This is a genomic window from Pseudomonas sp. AC193 (genome assembly GCF_979258075.1).
The window spans coordinates 1926763-1946744 of the sequence record NZ_OZ409832.1 but is presented as its reverse complement, the minus strand read 5'-3'; the positions used below and the strand labels follow the sequence as shown (position 1 = coordinate 1946744).

At 57.5% G+C, this 19982-nt stretch carries 15 protein-coding genes and 1 pseudogene; 1 reads left to right on the top strand and 15 read right to left on the bottom strand.

Annotation, left to right across the window (positions count from 1 at the left end; all coding sequences use genetic code 11):
• Nucleotides 1-56: 56 nt before the first annotated feature.
• The 14 genes and pseudogenes from ACZZ0D_RS08980 to ACZZ0D_RS08915 all read right to left on the bottom strand — a co-directional run bounded on the left by ACZZ0D_RS08980 (nt 57) and on the right by ACZZ0D_RS08915 (nt 17649).
• Nucleotides 57-1688 (bottom strand): methyl-accepting chemotaxis protein, encoded by a 1632-nt coding sequence (locus ACZZ0D_RS08980; protein ID WP_463552976.1) that lies wholly within the window; start codon nt 1686-1688, stop codon nt 57-59.
• A gap of 276 nt (nt 1689-1964) precedes the next feature.
• On the bottom strand, nt 1965-2612 hold the full coding sequence (locus ACZZ0D_RS08975; protein ID WP_159812139.1) for a response regulator: 648 nt from the start codon (nt 2610-2612) through the stop codon (nt 1965-1967).
• A 42-nt stretch (nt 2613-2654) separates the two neighbouring features.
• Nucleotides 2655-5747 carry a hybrid sensor histidine kinase/response regulator gene (locus ACZZ0D_RS08970; protein ID WP_463552975.1) on the bottom strand — a complete coding sequence of 1031 codons (3093 nt, stop codon included), beginning with the start codon at nt 5745-5747 and terminating at the stop codon, nt 2655-2657.
• Between the two features lie 203 nt (nt 5748-5950).
• Nucleotides 5951-7138, bottom strand: a complete 1188-nt coding sequence (gene pvrR, locus ACZZ0D_RS08965; protein ID WP_463552974.1) for a response regulator cyclic di-GMP phosphodiesterase PvrR — start codon at nt 7136-7138, stop codon at nt 5951-5953.
• A pseudogene (locus ACZZ0D_RS08960) lies at nt 7128-9898 on the bottom strand (response regulator). The gene pvrR and the pseudogene ACZZ0D_RS08960 overlap by 11 nt, the downstream one beginning before the upstream one ends.
• An 83-nt stretch (nt 9899-9981) precedes the next feature.
• Nucleotides 9982-10284: a hypothetical protein gene (locus tag ACZZ0D_RS08955; protein WP_463552973.1), complete on the bottom strand. Its 303-nt coding sequence runs from the start codon at nt 10282-10284 to the stop codon at nt 9982-9984.
• Nucleotides 10285-10352: 68 nt separating this feature from the next.
• Nucleotides 10353-10736 carry a hypothetical protein gene (locus ACZZ0D_RS08950; protein ID WP_463552972.1) on the bottom strand — a complete coding sequence of 128 codons (384 nt, stop codon included), beginning with the start codon at nt 10734-10736 and terminating at the stop codon, nt 10353-10355.
• A 30-nt stretch (nt 10737-10766) separates the two neighbouring features.
• Nucleotides 10767-11417, bottom strand: coding sequence for a response regulator (locus ACZZ0D_RS08945; RefSeq protein ID WP_463552971.1), 651 nt, complete (start codon nt 11415-11417; stop codon nt 10767-10769).
• A 173-nt stretch (nt 11418-11590) separates the two neighbouring features.
• Nucleotides 11591-13450, bottom strand: coding sequence for an ATP-binding protein (locus ACZZ0D_RS08940; RefSeq protein WP_463552970.1), 1860 nt, complete (start codon nt 13448-13450; stop codon nt 11591-11593).
• Nucleotides 13451-13537: 87 nt separating this feature from the next.
• The gene (locus tag ACZZ0D_RS08935) at nt 13538-13771 is read right to left on the bottom strand and encodes a hypothetical protein (RefSeq protein WP_212544476.1); all 234 of its coding nucleotides are present in this window, start codon (nt 13769-13771) and stop codon (nt 13538-13540) included.
• 153 nt (nt 13772-13924) lie between these two features.
• A complete protein-coding gene (gene cydB / locus ACZZ0D_RS08930; protein WP_463552969.1) occupies nt 13925-14926 on the bottom strand; it encodes a cytochrome d ubiquinol oxidase subunit II in 1002 nt (333 codons plus the stop codon).
• Nucleotides 14926-16302 (bottom strand): cytochrome ubiquinol oxidase subunit I, encoded by a 1377-nt coding sequence (locus tag ACZZ0D_RS08925; protein ID WP_463552968.1) that lies wholly within the window; start codon nt 16300-16302, stop codon nt 14926-14928. The genes cydB and ACZZ0D_RS08925 overlap by 1 nt, the downstream gene beginning before the upstream one ends.
• A 24-nt stretch (nt 16303-16326) precedes the next feature.
• Nucleotides 16327-16539, bottom strand: coding sequence for a hypothetical protein (locus ACZZ0D_RS08920; protein WP_159812128.1), 213 nt, complete (start codon nt 16537-16539; stop codon nt 16327-16329).
• A gap of 81 nt (nt 16540-16620) precedes the next feature.
• Nucleotides 16621-17649, bottom strand: a complete 1029-nt coding sequence (locus tag ACZZ0D_RS08915) for an AbrB family transcriptional regulator (RefSeq protein WP_463552967.1) — start codon at nt 17647-17649, stop codon at nt 16621-16623.
• 135 nt (nt 17650-17784) lie between these two features.
• Here ACZZ0D_RS08915 and ACZZ0D_RS08910 point away from each other — a divergent pair, with 135 nt between their 5' ends.
• Entirely contained in the window at nt 17785-18690 is a 906-nt protein-coding gene (locus tag ACZZ0D_RS08910) for a LysR family transcriptional regulator (RefSeq protein WP_463552966.1), read from the top strand.
• A gap of 449 nt (nt 18691-19139) precedes the next feature.
• On the opposite strand, the gene ppk2 is transcribed toward ACZZ0D_RS08910, so the two are convergent.
• The gene (gene ppk2 / locus ACZZ0D_RS08905; protein ID WP_159812131.1) at nt 19140-19955 is read right to left on the bottom strand and encodes a polyphosphate kinase 2; all 816 of its coding nucleotides are present in this window, start codon (nt 19953-19955) and stop codon (nt 19140-19142) included.
• Nucleotides 19956-19982: the final 27 nt, after the last annotated feature.

The following is a 19982-nucleotide window of genomic DNA, read 5'->3' as shown; positions in this document are numbered from 1 at the left end:
TCCTTAAGCATTTCTGCCGATTGTCTGAAACCTGCAACGGGCCAACCGCTGCCTACTTAGAATTCGAAACGAGTGACCAGTTTGTTCAGGTTGGTCGCCAACACCGACAACTCATTACTGGCGGTAAATATCTGATCCGCCGCTGCCGTACTTTGCATTGACAGGTTATTGATGCTGACCAGGTTTTGATCGACCGACTTCGCCACTTGCGCTTGCTCTTCGGAAGCCGTGGCAATCAAGCAGTTTCGTTCATTGATGTCGAACACCGCTTTGGTAATTTCGGTAATCGCCACCCCGGCCTCGCGGGCGATGCTCAGCGTGGCGATGGCCTCAAGATCGGTCTGTTTCATCGAAGACACTGCGCTTTCCGAACCGGCCTGAACGCCTTCGATCATCTTCTCGATTTCCTGGGTGGATACTTGAGTGCGATGCGCCAGTGCACGAACTTCGTCAGCCACCACGGCAAAGCCGCGACCCTGCTCGCCCGCCCTCGCCGCTTCTATGGCCGCGTTCAGTGCCAGCAAGTTGGTCTGCTCGGCGATGGCTCGAATCACGTCGAGTACTTTGGCGATACTTTGCGTCTGCAACGCCAGTTGTTCGATCTGCGTGCCCGTACTTTGTACGGCGCCGCTGAGGTTTTCGATGGACGCAATGGTTTCACTGACGCGCTCCATGCCCGTGCGTGCCGAGCGTTCCGATTGTTGCGTCGAGACGGACGCCGCCACCGCATTGCGCGCCACTTCCTCCACTGCTGCGGTCATCTGGTTGACGGCCGTTGCCGCCAACTCGGTTTCACTGCTCTGCTGTTGAACGCTGGCATTGGACTCATAGGTGATGGCGCTCAACTCTTCCGAAGAGGCCGCCAGCATGGAGGACGACTCGGAGATATGCAGGATGGTCTGTTTCAGGTTGGTGAGCATTTCTGCGGTCGAGGTCTGCAACTCGGTGATTTCGTCCCTGCCGGACACCTCCACTTCGCCCACCAGATTGCCGGCGGCAATTTTTTTCGTCGACGCCAACAGCGCGCGGACTGGCAAAATAATGCTCCGGGTGAAGAGCATGGTGATAACGGCGGTGGCGAGCACCGCCAGCAACACGATGATGATGGTCGCGGTGGTGCTGTGTTGGGCTTCGACCTGAGCCATCGCGCCGGAGGTTTCCGAGCGATCACTCATCAGGCTTTGCAGACTTTCCGCTGCGGCCATCACATGATCCGCTGCAGGCGCAGTATTGGATCGGATAAACGCGACGGTGTCGTCTTCGGAGCCTTTGCGGCCAATCAACAGAAGTTGATCAACCTGCTTCAAATAATCCTCAACATTGGCATGCAGAATATCGTAGCGCGCCTGCTCTTCAGGCCCATAAATCAAGGGAACATAGGCCTGAGTTTCGGCACTCAATGAATTGCGCAACTCTGTCAGTGTTGCACCGGCCTTATCGATTTCAGCGGCGCCCCGTGAACTGCTGATGGCAAAAAACAAATTGGCCAGGCGCAACTTATAGGTCGCGGTTTCAATCTTGGCGGCTTGACGCACGCTGGGCAGGCAATTGTCACGCAAGTCACCCACGGCCCATTGCACATTATTCATGCGCCACAATGATTGCCCACCCAATATCAGCAGCAACAGACAAGTAAGGCCGAAGCTCAATAATGTCCGAGGGACTAATTTAATGCTTCTGATAGACATCTACATCACCGTGTTCGATAGTTTATGTAACTTACTTGTCCCACAACACTAAACCGAAGAAACCGGCCCACGCCTGCGCATTCAAGCCAGGCAACGATGGGCGTCCACTTACAAAGCGTGCTCATGAGAAAATATGGAAACGTCCGCCGAAAAGCCCGGCTAACCGTTATTTCAGGCACAGTACGTTTGAACAAACAGCCGGGCTATCAGGCAATCCTGAAAAATGAAGGGTGTTGAGACGAAAAAACCTGGATTAGAACAATCCAGGTGATGGACTTATTGGAACAAATTGGCCTCAAGACAATAGGTTATGAGGTCTTGATCACTGGCCACTTCAAGTTTGCGCATCGCCGCCACTTTCTGGCTACTGATGGTCTTCGCGCTGCGGTTCTGGTTGATCGCGATATCCCGCAAGCTCATGCCAGAAACGAACAGCCGAAGGATTTCCAGTTCACGCAAGGACAGCAAGGCAAGCCGCTCGTCAATCTGGCGATTGTTTTCGACCACGGTGATCTTGTTGAACCCGGGGGATTTGTAGCGACGCTTTTGGCTAAGTGCATCCAGCGCCCGTTGCACCTCCGCATGCAACTGGCTCTTTTGCACCACCCCGGCCACGCCGAGTTCGTAAAGCCTGGAAAGAATCAGGTTGTTCGAGACCATGGTCAGCACAAGGATCTGCATCGACGGATAGCTGCGCACCAAATACTTGATGAGTTTCAGCCCGTCTCCGTAGATCGAGTTTTCCGGCATGTTGTAGTCGGTCACCAGTATGTCCGGCCTGACAGTCTCTAACAGTCCAGCCAGTCCGCTAGAGCTGGTCGCCTCCCCTATCACTTGAAAACGGCCATCACGCTCAATGAGCTCGCGAACGCCCAACAGGACAATCGGGTGGTCATCAGCGATGACGACGGTGATTTTTTGCATGCTCATTGCGCACTCACATTAATTCGAATCGATTTGCAGCCATCATAAAGAACCCACTAAATCTTCCAGTGCAGACAGCGCTTGTTCGACTTCGCCGATCAACTCGGCATCGAGACGCTGGTCACGTACTTTGTATTCCAGTTGCGCAAACGACGCCGACAACTGATCAGCGCGCACCACTGCCAGGGCGCCGCTGACCGAGTGCAACACTTGCGCAAGTTCCTCAACCTGCGCCATGCCGAGCGCGGATCGGGCACTCGCCATGTCCGTCTGCATGGTGCTTTGAAACAACGCGCGCATCGCCTCGGACAGGACAATCGGCACGGCGCTTACAACCCGGGCAGAAGGTTGCGCTATACCCGCAACATCCTCGGACTTCAAACTCGCCAGCACCCTGAGCAAATCCGCGAGGCTCAAGGGTTTCACCAGCCAGGCGTTCATGCCGGCGGCAAGGCAGCGCTCTCCTTCGTCGCGCATGGCGTTGGCGGTGATACCGAAAATCGGCAAATCGCTGTCGGTCTCACGGATCGATCGGGCCAGTTCATAACCGCTCAGCACAGGCATATTCACGTCGGTCAACACCGCATCAAAGCGCTCTTGCTCCCAAAGTTTCAGCGCCTGCAAGCCGTTGCCCGCCAACAGGACATTACAACCCAGCGCCTCCAGTTGCTCTTTGAGAATAGCCTGATTAATCAAGTTGTCTTCTGCCACCAGCACGTTCAGATTCAGCGACGGCCAGGCGCTGTTCAGGGGCGCCGCAGCCGTCACACTCTGTTGGTTTTTCTCCATCATCAGCGCATTGGCAATGGCTTTAACGAAGTGAGCGCTGACGCGTAAACCGTTGTCCGTGCGCTCCGCCACCCGGGAACCATCACTCAGGCAAGTAATCGTTCTGCCCGACCACTGGAAGGGCAGTTCTGCGCTGCCAAACACATCAATCAGCACGGCGCCTGAATGGACGTCCGCTGACTTGTTCATGAACGCCGTTGCACGACAGCCCCAACGGGTCAACCATCCACAGATATTGTCGGCCACTTCCCGTGCCGGAGCGCGGACGTAAACATCGATGCCTGCGAGATCAATGTCCGGACTCAGGGCACTGGCTTCATCAGGCTTGTCGAGCGTTAACCGCAGGGTGAAACTGCTGCCCAGCCCCGGCTCACTGATGACCGTAATCTCGCCGCCCATCAGTTCCGCGAAACGGCTGCAGATCGATAAACCAAGCCCGGTGCCACTGATCAGATTACTGGTGCGCGCCTGATAGAACGGTTCAAACAAGTGCCGTTGTTGCTCGGCAGTGATGCCGATGCCGGTATCCGCCACCTGAAATTCGAGGATGACTTGATGTTCCTCATCTTTCAGCACGCGACAGCGCAGAACCACTCTGCCGATGTTGGTGAACTTGATCGCATTACTCAAAAAGTTATTGATGATCTGCGCGATCCTGACCTCGTCGCCTACCAGCACATTCGGGATGCCGGGATCGATGCAGGCGTAAATCTGCAAGCCCTTGGCCCTGGCATTGGCAACGTGCGCAGAGATAACGTTTTCGGCGAGATCCAGTGGATTGAAGATCATCGAGTCGAGCTTCATTTCGCCTGACTCGATTTTCGAAACGTCCAATACATCACTGATTATTTGCAGAACCGTCGATGACGAAATACGGATAGTTTGCAGGTACTCAAGCTGCCTCTTTTCAAGAGGCGTTAAACCGAGAAGTTCCAGGGTGCCCAGAACGCCGTAGAGCGGTGTGCGAATCTCGTGGCTCATGGTCGCGAGAAAGATGGTTTTCGCTTCGTTGGCTTTTTCTGCCTGCCGTTTGGCATCACGCAACGCCGCAGCGAACTCCTGGTTTTGCGTGACATCGGAAAAGGCGCACAACAGCACATCCTGTTCCTGATACCTGGCCGTCGACGCGTTGATCAGGTAATAGCGGCCCTGCATCACCATGCACGCTTCACCTTCAAGCGTTGTCGCAGGGTGGCGCAGCATCTCGACCAGGGCGTGAGAAACCGGCCGGTTATTCTGTGCCTGCTGATTCTCGATAACGAGTGCACCATCATTCAGGCGAATGGCAATTAACGCCGCTGGGCCATTCTCGATGACCGACTGATTGAACGCCTCACTTTCGACGAGTTGCACTTGGGCGCTATTGGCCGGCAGCACGATGCGGTTGTAGAAAGTCCGGTACAGCCATCTGAAAGCGAAAAACAATAGCAGCGATATCACCAGCAATCGCAGCAAGGGAAACAGTGCCCAACGGAGCAGGCTTGCGTAATCAATGAAGTACTGCGCGGCCCAACGCTGACCGCTGATTGATTGATCAATCACCGAGATCGACAAGCCATTGTCACTGAAGAACAGGCCTTCTTCCTGCACCGGCGTATCCAGTAGCCCGGTCAATACGGCGCCCTTCGGTGAGATCAATGCGAAGTGACCATGAAACGGCAAATCCGTGTTTCGGCCGACGCCACTTAGCCGTTTAGTGTCCAGCAAAGTGGCCACCACCATATGTTCCATACCACTTTGTGTGCGAATCGGGCCGGTCGGTAAATCACCCACGACGTAGGCCAATACTTTGCCACTCCAGCCTACGTCCTGTGCATTCCCCGGCACGTGGCTCCAGTGAACTTTCGGCGTTGTCGAAGAGATCGGTGTTGCCGCCACCTGTTGATTGATCTGTTGCACCAGATCCTTGTAATTCTGCAATGAAAGAAACGTCTGGCTGCGGAACTTGCCAATGGCCGGCACGGCAATACTGCCGGAAGTTTCCGGACTGAATGCGAAGACCTGTGGCGAGAGAAAATTGGATTGGGCCCAAAAACGGCTGTAATAATTGGTCAGATGCCAGCCTAAAGAAGACAACACCGCCAGGCTTCCCTCGCGCAGACCTGTTGGCTGGGCCACGGTAAATGGCAGAGAAAAGCTGCTTTCGCTGACTTCAAATATTTGATGATCGACGTCGCTGTATTGCGCAGTGGGTTTCAGGGTGCCTGGAGCCGTCAGCGTCTGTTCGGTGGTGGTCGCCATTTTATCGGCGATTGCTTGCAGGAACGTTTCCTGCTCGCGAACGTTCTCGATGATTCGCGAGAAGTGTGCCCTCGCCTTTTCTTCCTCGCCGCCGAGCAAAAGCATGATCGCCCTGAAGTTGGTCAGGGCACAACACCGCCACTACGCCCAACGACAGCAGAAGCCCGCCGCTGAGTCGCGTGGAGCTTTTAGCCAGTTTTCCAAACAGGGTGTCCGCTCTCATCAATCGCCTCGAAAAGGATGTAACGCGCCAGGCGCCCTTCAATAGTAGTCAACGTGGCTATTTTGAAAGGCGAGCCGTGCATGGTTCAGCAATGTGCACGGGTATTTTCGCCAAGCAGGCGTAAGAACAGATCGGACTCGATGGCTTTCGAAATAAGGAAACCCTGAATTTGATCGCAGTGCATTCTTTTCAGCAGTGCAAGCTCTTCGGCTGTTTCAACACCTTCAGCCACCACGTTCAAACCCAGTTGCCTGCCGAGCGCGACGATGCTGCTGAGTGCCGCGGCGAGGTGCTCGTTCTCGACGCTACCGTGGACTAACGACCGGTCTATTTTGAGCTCGGTAAACGGTGTCGAGGCCAGATTGAAATAGGAACTGTAGCCCTTGCCAAAGTCATCCTGGGCCAGGCCGAAACCTTTGAAGCGCAGGCGGCACACACCGGCGAAATAGTGTCCCTGATTATCGGTGGTTGAGCTTTCCATCAACTCGAAACCGATTTTAGTGGGGAACCCGCCTTCGCTGAGTACGCGCTCATATAAACGATCGGGTAAGTCGTCATCATTGAGCAGATGGGTCGGCAAGTTGATCGTCACCGGCACGTCGTAACCTTGTTGCTGCCAGCAAGCCTGGGCGGCAATCGTGCGAGAGACGACGCTCATCAGTAACTCTTCCTCAAGGTTATGACGCACGAGTTCCGATAGAAAGTCGCCCGGCAATAACACTCCGAGCGTTGGATGAGCCCAGCGCACAAGTGCTTCCGCCGCAACAATGCGGTCACTGGCAATCGACTTTTTCGGCTGAAACCAGGGATGTATCTGCCCGTCGGCAATTGCATGGCGCAAACAGGCGATGCCGAACTCCTGCGGCATTTCTTTATGGGCATGCGCACTGGCGCCGAGCTTTAGCATCTTGTCGTGCAGAGTTCGCAGTGCAATCAGATCCACCGGTTTGGAGATCAGACCCACCACCTCAAAACCCAGGCTTCTGGCCGCCAGACTGGCGCTGATCATGATTCGCCGCGAGGCACTGCTCATGATCGCCAACGCAGGTTTGTACGGTAAATGCCCAAGCCGCTGAATAAACTGCAGACCGTCCATGCCGGGCATCATCAGATCACTCAAGACCATGTCGAAATGATGAGTTTTCATCAGCGTCAATGCTTCGTCACCGTTGCGCGCAGCCATGAGCGAGATGTCGTGCATTGAGCCGTACAAGTCCAGAAGATGCCTTTGCTGAAAGGGATGATCCTCGACCACTAAAACGCTATAGGCCACGTGTGCTAGTCCTTTTGTACTGTTGCAAACAGTTGGAAAGTGCCGCCAGACCGAACGGTTTAACCAGCAACTGTTGCATGCCTGCGCCAAAACAGCGTTCACCTTCATCGCGCATCGCATTGGCCGTCGCGCCGATAATCGGCCCGGTGCAACCGATGCTGCGCAGTTGTCTCGCCAGTTCGTATCCATTCATGTTCGGCATGTTGATATCGGTGAGAACGACATCGAAGTGTTCCCCCCGCCACAGCGTCAGCGCTTGCGTACCGTCGCTGGCCAACGCCACTTCACACCCCAGTGTTTGCAGTTGGTCTTTCAAAATGGACTGATTGACCTGATTGTCTTCAGCCACCAGTATCTTCAAATTCAGTCGTTCGACTACGTCGCTGACGACCACCTCGTCGATAATGGCCTTGCGGCCTTGCGCTTTTCGAACGGCATCGCGGATGGCGTTCAAGTCATTCAACTGCACGGCACTGTCGTCTTCGCGCTCTTCCAGGCTGATCAACACACGCGGCCCGGTTCAGGCCGGGTAGATCGGCCGCCACTCAGCGGGATGCACTTCGACCAGGACGGCGTTTTCTGTGCCGCCCGTGTTGGCGGGCCAGCCGGTTTGCACGCGCGCGCCCCACTTGCGCAGCCAGTCGGCGATGTAATCCGCCATGGCCAGCGACGGCGAACAGACGTACACCAGACCTTGCAAAGGCACCGGTGCCAAAAGGATGTCATCCGCCGGCAACAGGTTTTCCAGTGGCACGCTGAGGGTGAAGCTGCTGCCCAGCCCCAACGTGCTGACCACCCGCACGCGCCCCTCCATCAATGCCGCCAATCGCTGGCAGATCGACAGGCCCAATCCGGTGCCGGCGACAACGTTAGTGTTGCAACCGGCCTGGTAAAACGGCTCAAACAGAAACGCCTGATTTTCCTGGGAAATGCCGGGGCCGGTGTCTGACACCTGCCATTGCACTTCCAGGACATCACCCTCGGCGACGCACAACTTCGCACGCAACACGATCTGCCCACTCTCGGTGAACTTCACGGCGTTATTCAGCAAGTTATTCAGGATCTGGCGGATACGCGTTACATCACCGTGCAACACCGAAGGCATGTCAGGATCGATAAACGAATAAAGCAAAATGCCTTTGCCCCGCGCCGCGCCCGTGTAGTTTTGTACGACGTCGCGCACCAGTTCCAACGGTGAAAACTCACTGACTTCCAGCGCCAGTTGCCCGGCTTCGATCTTCGACACGTCCAGCACATCACACACCAGGTTCAGCAACGCCGCCGACGAGTTACCGATCGCGTGCATGTAGGCTTTCTGTTGCGGGCGCAGTTCGGTCTTTTCCATCAACTCAAGCGTGCCCAGTACACCGTATAAAGGCGTGCGTATCTCGTGGCTCATGGTGGCCAGAAACAAGGTTTTCGCTTCGTTCGCGGTGTCCGAGGTCTGCTTGGCCATTGCCAGCGCAGCTTCCACCTGTTTGTGCGAACTGATGTCGCTGAAGGCACAGAAAAGCACGTCTTCGCCGTTGTAGCGGGTCGGTGCGAAGCTGACATACAAGTGCCGACCGTTGCCCGCCTCAAACGCATCCGTCAGGTTCGATGCTTCTTCGTCAAAGGCTTGGTCAATCCAGTGATGACACAGGCGTTCGCGCCCGGAGCATTCGCCCAGCCATTGCTCGGACAAGCGGTTTTCCAGCACCACGGTGCCGTCGACACGGCGCAATACGCAGAGCGCAACCGGCGCGGTCTGTATCACGGCACGGCAAAAAGCCTCGCTTTCGATCAGCGCATCGATACGTTTTGTGGCAGGCGTGATGAGACGACGCTCGATGCGGTGCACCAGTTTATAAACCAGCAGCGCTGTGAGAAAAACCAGAACGAGAGAGATACAAAGAGGCCACCAGAGCACCTTCAACAACGAATACAGTTCGAGGGTGTAGGAAAGTTTCCAGTCCGAGTAACCGAGCTTTTTTTCCATCACCAACTGATCCGGCACAGCCCCGACACCGAATAAACCGAAGTCCTCGCCGATCTTCAACATCGGTGAACCGGGCGCGGATTGATCGCTGGGCGCACTGCTCATCATCACGTCGCCATGGGGGGGAGCATCATGAATTGCCCGGCGCGTTCATCATGCAGGCTGCTGGAGACATCCGCAGCGTCCATTTCCAGACCGATCCAGCCTGATTCCGCCTGAGACGAATCCACTCGGCCGAACAGGTACAAGCGCGGCGGAAATGCACTTTGATCACTGAGCCAGAGTTCGCGCGCAGCACCCGGCGCCTGATCATCGAGGGCGCGCAACTTCCTCAGCACATCCAGCGAAATCGGCGTAATAAACGGCAGGGCTTTACTCAGGTATTCACCGCCCTTGTCTTTCTCTTCAGGGACGTAAAGCAGGTTCAGGCGATTGTCTTTGAAATAGTCATTCATCGGCCCGGTCAGGCGCACGCCCCAATCGCTGGCGTGGTCAGCAGCTTCATGGCCTGCCGGGGCTTGCGGATCATTTACCGCAGACAGCACCAGCCATTTGAGCAGTGATTCACGCTGGGTAAAAAACACCCGTGCATTGGCAATAGCGTCGCTCATAAAACCCTGGCGACGGGAAATTTCGCTATTGAATATCGAGGTGATTGAAATGACCGCGCCGACGATTGTCCCGAGCACCAGCAGTTGCGCGAACAGTCGCAACAACCTTCTGGCGGCCTTGGGCGTCGAAAAGTATGAGTCGGCGGGTTGCAGAAATTGCTTCAGTTTCATCGCGCCAGATTAGGCGCAGCAGGTGTTCGGCGAACATCAGCTAAACCTTAAAAATACCGGGACGATTCTCACTAAGCCTGCTGTTACTGGATCGAACCTTTATTAGCCCGCGCTTGCCGTAGTTTGCTCATGCCACCGTCGGGGCCGAGAAAGCGTTTCATCGAATGTTGATGCTCAACTTGCATGTAAGCGGTGAAATGCGCGATCAGATCCAGCACTTCCATGCCCACTTCGTCACCGCAATACAACATCGCGGCGAAACGCCCCATGATCTCCGCATTGACGTTTGCGCGCTCACGCATGACATAAGCGGGCGTGTCCTTATCGACGCCTTTGAAGAGCACAGGAACAATCGCCAGGCCAATAGCGTCAATCAGCTCGACCATTTCCTCTTCAGATATTTTCAAGGCTGCACCCACTGTCAAATCGATGCCGGTTTAAGTTGAAGAAAATGTTAATGCATCATCATCGTGGTGATACCGGCGCCGATCGCCGCGCCAGTAATGGCGGACAGACCGATGGCGATAGTGACTTTGATAATGACGCCGTGGAGCGCACTCCGCGTCTGTTTTTCCAGTTGCTGCATGGCTGAGCGCTGCTTGATTTCAGCCACACTCATGACACTGCAAAGCTGGCGGTAGGCCTTGGAAAAGTCTTCATTGGCCGAGTAGACACTGACGCCAAAGTTGGCTGCCGCGTGGACAACCGATTCGCGAACGGCGGCAACCGAGGCGGTGGCCTGCCTGATTTCAGCGACGATGCTGTGCGCCCCCTCCACCAGCGCCGCGTCTACCGAGTTTTGTTTCAAGTGCATTTTTTCAGCAGCGGGAATGTCCATCGCTCTAACCCCAACAATACCGTCCGGTATTTAATTAAACATGCGACTGCGAATGCAGTAGCCAATCAATTCCTGATCACTGACGACACTCAGCTTTTTCATGGCTGACAACTTGTACGCACTGACCGTTTTAACGCTGAGTCGCTGATCCTTGCCAATGCTGCGAAAACTCAGGCCCGCCATATACAAACGCAGCACGTCGAGTTCCCGCGCACTTAACCGTTGCTGTGCCACATCGGCAGCACTTGCAGCTGTCACCATCGACGGACAGTGATCCGCGCTTTGCTCAGGCGATACAGGGCTCGCCAATCTGTCGAGTGTCGATTGCACGTTCATCAGCATGTGTTTCTTTTGTATAACGCTGGCACCCAGCTTGCGCAGTCGCGCGAACACTTCCAGGTTGGCAATCATGGTCATCACCACGATGTCGATGTGCGGAAAATGTCGGGCCAGATAACCGACAAGTTTCAGTCCATCGCCGTAAACCGAGGCTTCCGGCATGTGGTAATCAGTGATGACCACGTCCGGCGCGTGCTCGTTTATTGCCGCGACCAGTTGCGTCGAGCTCGTGGCTTGTCCCACCACTGCAAATCGCGCATCCCGCGCAATCAGCTCGATGAGCCCCAACAGCACAACGGGATGGTCGTCGGCCAGAACGACTTTGATCTTTGTCTCAAGCATCTATTAACGACACTCCCGGCGTGATCATTTTTGGAATGGCCTCCGCGAGGAGGATTGTGCGGCTTCGGGGGGGATTGTCTGGCAGAGGGGCGCGGCAAACCATCAGGAAAACCTGAAAAAACCGACTTTTAGTGGTGAAGGGATAGCGCTGTGAACAACGTGAGCGCGGCTGATTATTTCGCCAACAGCTCGCGCACCCGCCCACCCAGCGCATCGACGGCAAACGGCTTGGTCAGCACGTGCATGCCGTCCTCGAGCTGACCGCCGCCAAACACTGCGCTCTCGGCATAACCGGTGATAAACAGGGTCTTCAGCTGCGGGCGCAATTGCAGCCCCGCTTCGGCCAGTTGCCGGCCGTTCATGCCGCCCGGCAGGCCGACGTCGGTGACCAGCAAATCGATGTGCACATCGGAGCGCAACAGCTTCAGCCCGGCGACGCTGTCGGCGGCTTCGATCACCGTGTAACCGAGTTCGCCCAGTACATCGACGAGCAGCATGCGCACGGTCGGCTCATCGTCGACCAGCAACACGGTCTCGCCCAGTTGCGAGGCCGCGACGGACTCATCGGCCGCGTCATTTTCGTCCTGGCTGGCTTCAACGTGGTGGCGCGGCAGGTAAATCGACACCTGGGTGCCCTCACCCACCGTCGATTGAATCTGCACCTGCCCGCCGGATTGCTGGGCAAACCCGTAGATCATCGACAGCCCGAGGCCAGTGCCCTGACCGATCGGTTTGGTGGTGAAAAACGGTTCGAACACATGCGCCATGACGTCCGGCGACATGCCGGTGCCGGTGTCACGAACGCTGACACACAGGTAATCGCCTTCGGGCAGATCAATGCCGCGCGCTGCCTCGCGATTCATCCACTGATTGGTGGTTTCCAGGGTGATGCGACCGCCATCGGGCATGGCGTCGCGGGCGTTCAGGCAGAGGTTGAGCAGCGCGTTTTCCAGCTGACTCTTGTCGACAAACGCCGGCCACAGCTCCGAGCTGCCGAGCGTCTCGACGACAATGCCCGGCCCGGCGGTACGCTGGATCAGCTCGGCCATGCCGTACATCAGCGTATTGACGTTGGTGGCGTGCGGTTCGAGGGTTTGCCGGCGCGAGAACGCCAGCAGGCGATGGGTCAGCGATGCCGCACGCTTTGCCGCGCTTTGGGCGGCGACCATGTACCTGTCGACTTCGCTCAGGCGCCCTTGGCCGATGCGCCGGCTCATCAGCTCAAGCGCACCGGAAATACTGGTCAGCAGGTTGTTGAAATCGTGGGCGAGGCCCCCGGTCAGTTGCCCCACCGCTTCCATTTTCTGCGACTGGCGCAGTTTCTCTTCGGCCTGCATCAATTCGGCGGTGCGCTCGGCGACGCGCTGTTCGAGGGTCTCGTTGAGTTCGCGCAAACGCGCGGCGGTCTGCCGTTGCTGCTCTTCGACTTCACGCAACGCCTCTTCGGCGATGGTGCGTTCGAGCAAATCAGCGGCCTGGCGCGCGAGAATGTCCAGCAGGCGCAAATCGCGTTCGGAGGGATGGTGCGGTTTGTTCCAGTGCGTCGAGATCATGCCGAGCAGATGGCCATCGCGCGACATCAACGGCGTGGTCTGCGCCGAACGGATACCGGTGCGGCGGAATGCGAGCAGGTCTTCGGTGCCGGCAATGTCGGCCCACTGTTCGAAATCGGGAATGATCGCGCGCTGGCCGAGTTTCAGCGCCAAGGTGCAACTGCTATAGGCCGCCGGGCTGACGTAATGCCAAAAACCGACCGCCTCGGCCGGCAGGCCATGGGCGTACAACAATTGCAGCTCGCCACCATGGCCGGCGCCGTGTTCCGGCGTACAAAGCAATTGCATTGTGCCGAACTGTGAACCGGTGATGAACACCGCTGCATCGACGATTTTGCCGTAGAGCGCTTCGCGATCCTGCTCGCCGATCAGGCTGACGCTGATGCTGTGCAGCAGCTCGATGTCCGACAGCGCGGTTTGCGCCGCCGAAACATTGCCAGGAGCCAGGTCTGGAGGAAAAGCGGCGTAAAGGCCAGTCATGAAAGGCTCCCGAGAGCTGCAGATAATCGGGCGGCAGGTTACCAGCTAACGTCGGATTAAGGGATGCGGCGTGCTGGCGCGCCGCCATCATCCGACGAGCAGCGCCTCATGCACCTCAATCGACGGGATCGCCACCTCGGCGCGGCGACTGTCGAGCCAGCCTCGGGTTTTACCGACATCGAAGATTTGCCCCTGCTCAATCAGGGTCAGCAAGAGTTCATCGGCCACGCGATAACGCCCGCAGTCAGGGCAATCGCGTTCTTCCCATGGGCCTTGGCAATGAATGCGCTCAGCGCCCCCCGCACAAATCAGACAACTCATGACAGACACCTTTTTATAGTTTTCAACCGACCCGTCGTATGGCCGGTTTTGTGGTTGTCTGGTCGACTCGATGGAGGGGATGAAAGTTCTCGGGGCTGACGTTTTCAGAACAGTCAGGTCGTATCTGCCAGTATCTGGCCAGCCAATACGCTCTCAAGAAGACTTGATCGGCCGCACTTTGCCGCTGAAGACTTTGAAGCCAAAGGTGTTGTAAACCAGGGTCACCGGGATCAGCACGGCGAAACCAATCAACATGAACAGTTGGCTTTTCGGGCTGGACGTGGCGGCTTTCAAGGTCAGATCCGGCGGTACGATCAGCGGAAACAACGCAACCAGCATCAGCGCGAATGCCAGCACAAACACGCCCAGCGCGGCGAACAGCGGTACGCCATCGAAGCGGCTGCGAAACCCCGACCAGAACACCGCTGAAAGAATGGCGAGCACCGTCAGCGTCGGCGCCCAGACGCGAATATCGGTCAGACGTTGCATGTATTGGGGCTGCAACGTTGCCGTCCATATCACCAGCACAATCAACAGCATCACAGTGATCAGCGCCAACACCCGCGCCTGGCGTGCGCAGCGCCGCTGCAAGTCGTCGACGGTTCGCCAATACAGCCAGCAAGCGCCGAGCCACGTGTAACCGAGCACCAATACCACGCCGCAGAACAGCGGAAACGCCCCCAGCCATTCCACACCGCTGCCGGTGTATTGGCTGCCCTGATGCGGCACGCCTTGCACCAGCGTTCCCAACACCACGCCCTGAATCGCGCCCGCCAGCAAAGAACCGCACAACAGCGCGCCATCGACCCAACGCTTGATCGCTTCGTTGGGCGAGTGGTCGCGAAATTCCAGCGCCACCGCGCGCAGAATCAGCGCGAGGAACATCAGGATAAAAGGCAGATAAAGCGCCGGCAGCAAAATCGCGTAGGCCAGCGGAAACAGCGCGAGCAGCCCGCCGCCGCCCAGCACCAGCCAGGTTTCATTGGCATCCCAGATCGGCAGAATGGTTACCGCCATGGCGCGGCGGTGCTGGCTGTTTTCGGTCAAGCCGAGCAGCACACCGACGCCCAGATCCGTGCCGTCGAGCAGCACGTAATTCATCACCGAAAAGGCCAGAGCGCCCGCGCACAGCAGCGTGATCCAATCGGTGTCCATCAGGGATGCCCCGTTTCATCGGCCAGCGTCGGCTGCGGCCCGGACTCGTCCTGCTTTGGCGGCTCGCGCAATAAACGCAGCAACACCCACAGGCCGATGCCAAAAATCAGCAGATAAAACAGCAGAATCAGCCAGGTCGAAGCCAGTACTTGCGCGCGGGACACCGAGGACAGGCTCTCGGCCGTACGCATCAAGCCGTAGACGGTAAACGGCTGGCGACCCACCTCGGTGACAACCCAGCCACTGAGCATCGCGACAAAACCCGCCGGCGCCATGCACACGCTGGCCCATAACCAGCCGCGCGACGTGTACAGGCGCTGACGACGACGGAAAAACAGGCTGACCACGCCCTGCCCCAGCATCAAAACGCCCAGTCCGACCATCAGCCGAAATGCAAAGAACACCGGCGCTACGGGAGGAATGTCCTGCGCGGGAAATTCATCGAGGGCGGCGATGGTGCCGCTGAGATCATGGGTCAGGTACAACGAAGCCACTCGCGGAATCGCCACTTCCCAGTGATTGTGCCGCTGCGCCATGTCGGGCCACGCGAACAGCCGCAACGGTTCGCCCGCGCCCTCGGCTGGACGCGTCCACGAACCTTCAATGGCGGCGACTTTCTGCGGCTGCACTTTCAAACTGTGCTGACCATGCAGATCGCCGACCACGATCTGCACCGGCATCAGCACGACGAGCAGCCACAGCGCCATGGAAAACCCCAGCCGCGCCCGTGGATTGTCGGCGTTTTTGAGCAACTGCCAGGCACTGATGCCGGCCACCAGCGTCGCGGTGCCGAGCAACGCTGCCAGCGTCATATGCACCAGCCGATAGGGAAACGATGGATTGAAAATGATCGCCCACCAGTCTTCGGCGATAAAACGGCCGTCGGCGGCAATCGAATACCCCGCCGGCGTGTGCATCCAGGAATTCGCCGAGAGAATCCAGAACGCGCTGATCAGCGAGCCCACCGCCACCGCGCAGGTGGCGAAAAAATGCAGGCGCGGGCCGACCTTCTTCATGCCGAACAGCATGATGCCAAGGAAACCCGCTTCGAGAAAAAACGCCGCCAACACTTCGTAAAACATCAGCGGGCCGAGAATATCGCCCGCCTGAACCGCCAGCCGCGACCAGTTGAGGCCGAACTGATACTCCAGAATCAGCCCCGAGGCAGTGCCCACCGCGACATTCAGGGCAAATACTTTCAGCCAATAGCGGTAAACATCGAGATAAATCTGCCGTCCGCTCTTTAACCAAAGCGCCTCGAGCACAAGCAGAAAATTGGCCAGGCCGATGGTGAACGCGGCCAGCACGATGTGAAAACTGATGGTGATCGCAAACTGGCTGCGCGCCGCCATCAGCGCTGAGTCGAGCGAGTCCATGGCGTCACTCAACCGTTGCCGGTTTTATCTGCGCGCTTGATCGGGATGCGTGAACACGCTGCCCGCATCGCGCACCAACTGACGCCATTCGGCGCTGGTGATCAGCCCTTGCTCCTCCATGTCATCGGCGGCTTTGAGCAACTCGTCGTATTGTTCTTCCGGATCCAGGCGCATTTGCGATTGCGTCGCCAGTTTGCGCCATGCCGCCAGTGATTCTTTCTTCCGCTGATCGAACATAGGGGATTTCTCATCGAGTGCTTAATCGATAGAGATAAGTCCTTCCTGGGTCGTTCAGCGCGGGCGACGGATGGAGGGTGTTTATGCCGGTTGCGGATTCTCCTGAAAGAATCGCTTGGGCAGCACTGCCGGGCACAGATGGATGATCGACATGCGCACCACGTGATTGAGCATCACGAACGCCGGGTCGAGTTTGAGCAGCAACGCCGCTGCCGTCATCACCTCGACGCCGCCCGGCACCCACGACATGAACAATGCCAAAAACGGCTTGCCGGTGAACTGGCTGAACGCGAAGGCAATCGCCAGCGTCGAGCAGAACGTCAGCGCGGTGACCACCAGCCCGGCGCGGATGTAGCGGACGAAATCCTTGAGGGTGATGTCTTTGAGACGAATACCGATCAGGCCGCCGAGCAGGATCAGCGCGACAATCGCCAGTGGCTCGGGCACCTGCAAATCGGCGTGAAACCCGACATTGGCCGCCGCTGTGCAGAGCAACCCGGTGAGCATGTACGGCGCGGGGACATCGAAGCGTTCCAGCAGATACCCGGCGATTACTGCCGCCAGCGCGGGCGGGATCACCCGCAGGTAATCGTCCAGCGCGCCCAGAGTCGGTGCCGTGTTGTCTGCATGACCGCCCGCGATGAGCGTCACCACCAGCAACAACGCGAGCAACCGCACGATGTGCACAAAGGCGATCCGCCCCGAGGCCGGGCCCTCCGCGCTGGTGACCGTCATCACCGCCGCCATCGCGCCGGGTATCGAACCGAGCAAGCTTTCCACATGGCCCCAGCGTTCCATGCGCCGCAGCCAGTTGTAGCCGACGACGATTTGCGCGGTCATGCAGATCAGCAGGCCGAGCAGAATGCTGAAATCGCTGAGCTCGCCGAGCATTGAAGCGGTGACGATCGAGCCGACGCTGACGCCGAGCAACAACTGCACGGCGGCCACGAACGGGTAAGGCATACGCATGCGCACGCCGAATTTGCTTAACGCGGTGACCAGGCAGATCGCGCCGATCAGTTCGCCCAGCGGCAGGCCGGTCAGATAGCCGAGCCATGCGCCCAGCGCCGCTACGGGGATCGGGATGAGGCTTTCGAGCAGAGTCTTCATTGAATATCCATGTTGTTCTGAAGGCGATGTTGAGAAGCCGCAGGAATTTTTAGAAATATTTTTAAACATTTTTATAAGATGAACGCTGCACGGATCCAATACCGATTTCCGACCGATTGATACCCAAGGATGAACATGCTCGATCTGCGCCGCCTGCGTTACTTCCTGATCGTCAGCGACGAATTGCACTTCGGCCGCGCCGCCGCACGCCTGCACATCGCCCAGCCACCGCTGACCCGGCAGATTTCGGCACTGGAAAAGGAACTGGGGTTTCAGCTGTTTGATCGCAGTAGCCGCAATGTCACGCTCACTGCAGAGGGGCGGCATTTTTTACCGCATGCGCGGGCGCTGCTGGAGCAGGTGGAAATGACGGAAGGCATTACGCGCAAGCTGGCGACGGGCTCTGCCGGGCATTTGGCGGTGGGGTATGCGAGCTCGATTGCGTTGTCGGATGTGTTTAGCGAGACGCTTAAGCGGTTTTGTTCGTTGTATCCCGAAGTGCAGGTGACGGTGGATGAAGGCGCTTCGAATCATCAGTGTGCGCAGTTGATTGAGGGGCGGCTGGATATTGGCTTGGGTCGTTTGTTGCCGGTTGGCGAGGATGCGCGAGTGCAGGCGATCTGTTTGGGCAATGAGCCGTTGGTGGCGGCGGTTGCCAGTGATAGCGCGCTGGCCTCGCAGGATCGGGTGACGTTGGCTGAACTGAGCGCTTATCCGTTGATTGCGTTTCCGCAGGATTATGGTTCGGGGTTGAATGACATCGTTGAAGCGCTTTTTCGCCTGCATGGGCTGACGCCGATCGCTGGGCCGACGGGCAAACAGATCACCTCGATTGTTGCGCTAGTGGCGGCTGGTCGAGGGGTTGCGGTGGTGCCTGAATGTGCGCAGGCGTTGGTCAAGCGTGGCGTGGTTTATCGACCGCTTGCTGAGCCAGGTGCCGTAGCGCCGCTGTTGCTGCTGACACGCAAGCACGAGCGCAGTGCGCGGGTGCAGGCGTTTGTCGAAGTGATCAAACAGACAACACCAAACTGTAGGAGCTGAGCTTGCTCGCGAAAGCGGAATGTCTGTGCCGAAGATGTTGCCTGACCCACCGCCTTCGCGAGCAAGCCCGCTCCCACAGGGATTTGTGGGGTTATCGCAAATTTGTGTACGGCGCAAAACCCTGTAGGAGTGAGCTTGCTCGCGAAAGCGGGGTGTCTGTGCCGAAGATGTTGTCTGACCCAAAGCAATCCCCAGCAGGCTAGCTCCCACAAAGATTTGTGGGGTTATCGCAAATTTGTGTACGGCGCAAAACCCTGCAGGAGCGAGCCTGCTCGCGAAAGCGGGGTGTCTGTGCCGAAGATAGTGTCTGACTCAAAGCAATCGCCAGCAGGCTAGCTCGTACAAAGATTTGTGGGGTGTTCGGGGATTTGCATACGACCGAGAACCCTGTGGGAGCCGGGCTTGCCCGCGAAGGCGGCGATGGGTTCAACATCGCCCCCGGCTGCGTATCAGAACTTTTCCGCCACACGCCGATACGGATAATTCGGATCCTTGTACTTGCCCGCCTTCTGCCGCTTCGGCAGTTCGACCTTCTCGCGCTTCACATCCTCATAAGGAATGCGACTCAGCACATCAGTGATGATATTCAGCCGCGCCCGACGCTTGTCATTCGAATCCGCCACCAGCCAAGGCGCATGCTCGGTATCGGAATGCTTGAACATTTCATCCCGCGCCCGCGAGTAGTCGTACCAGCGGCTGTAGGATTTCAGATCCATCGGCGTCAGTTTCCAGATCTTGCGACCGTCATTGATCCGCGCTTCCAGCCGCCGCGTCTGCTCTTCCGGGCTCACTTCCAGCCAATACTTCAGCAAAATCACCCCGGACTGCACGATCGCATGCTCAACCCACGGGATCGACTTGAGAAACTTGTCCGCCTGCTCATCCGTGCAAAAGCCCATCACCCGCTCGACACCGGCGCGGTTGTACCAACTGCGGTCGAAGATCACCACTTCCCCCGCCGCCGGCAGATAAGGCAAATAACGCTGCACATGCATCTGGCTCTTCTCGCGATCCGTTGGCGCCGGCAGCGCCACCACGCGGAAAACCCGCGGGCTCACACGCTCAGTCAGCGCCTTGATCGTACCGCCCTTCCCCGCGCCATCGCGGCCTTCAAAAACAATACAAACCTTGACGCCCTCGGCGATCACCCACTCCTGCAACTTGACCAGCTCAACGTGCAGTTTGCGCAGTTGCTCAAGGTAATCCTTGTTTTTCAGCTTCGGACTTTCAGGCGCCTTGGCGTCCTTCTTTTTGTCTTTTGCCATGACCCGGCCCTCTCGAATGAATGCAGA

Bases quoted from the DNA above. Each gene is read 5' to 3' on its own strand.
- ACZZ0D_RS08980 (WP_463552976.1), bottom strand. From the start codon at position 1,688: ATGTCTATCAGAAGCATTAAATTAGTCCCTCGGACATTATTGAGCTTC.
- ACZZ0D_RS08975 (WP_159812139.1), bottom strand. From the start codon at position 2,612: ATGCAAAAAATCACCGTCGTCATCGCTGATGACCACCCGATTGTCCTG.
- ACZZ0D_RS08970 (WP_463552975.1), bottom strand. From the start codon at position 5,747: ATGCTTTTGCTCGGCGGCGAGGAAGAAAAGGCGAGGGCACACTTCTCG.
- ACZZ0D_RS08955 (WP_463552973.1), bottom strand. From the start codon at position 10,284: ATGGTCGAGCTGATTGACGCTATTGGCCTGGCGATTGTTCCTGTGCTC.
- ACZZ0D_RS08950 (WP_463552972.1), bottom strand. From the start codon at position 10,736: ATGGACATTCCCGCTGCTGAAAAAATGCACTTGAAACAAAACTCGGTA.
- ACZZ0D_RS08945 (WP_463552971.1), bottom strand. From the start codon at position 11,417: ATGCTTGAGACAAAGATCAAAGTCGTTCTGGCCGACGACCATCCCGTT.
- ACZZ0D_RS08940 (WP_463552970.1), bottom strand. From the start codon at position 13,450: ATGACTGGCCTTTACGCCGCTTTTCCTCCAGACCTGGCTCCTGGCAAT.
- ACZZ0D_RS08935 (WP_212544476.1), bottom strand. From the start codon at position 13,771: ATGAGTTGTCTGATTTGTGCGGGGGGCGCTGAGCGCATTCATTGCCAA.
- cydB (WP_463552969.1), bottom strand. From the start codon at position 14,926: ATGGACACCGATTGGATCACGCTGCTGTGCGCGGGCGCTCTGGCCTTT.
- ACZZ0D_RS08925 (WP_463552968.1), bottom strand. From the start codon at position 16,302: ATGGACTCGCTCGACTCAGCGCTGATGGCGGCGCGCAGCCAGTTTGCG.
- ACZZ0D_RS08920 (WP_159812128.1), bottom strand. From the start codon at position 16,539: ATGTTCGATCAGCGGAAGAAAGAATCACTGGCGGCATGGCGCAAACTG.
- ACZZ0D_RS08915 (WP_463552967.1), bottom strand. From the start codon at position 17,649: ATGAAGACTCTGCTCGAAAGCCTCATCCCGATCCCCGTAGCGGCGCTG.
- ACZZ0D_RS08910 (WP_463552966.1), top strand. From the start codon at position 17,785: ATGCTCGATCTGCGCCGCCTGCGTTACTTCCTGATCGTCAGCGACGAA.
- ppk2 (WP_159812131.1), bottom strand. From the start codon at position 19,955: ATGGCAAAAGACAAAAAGAAGGACGCCAAGGCGCCTGAAAGTCCGAAG.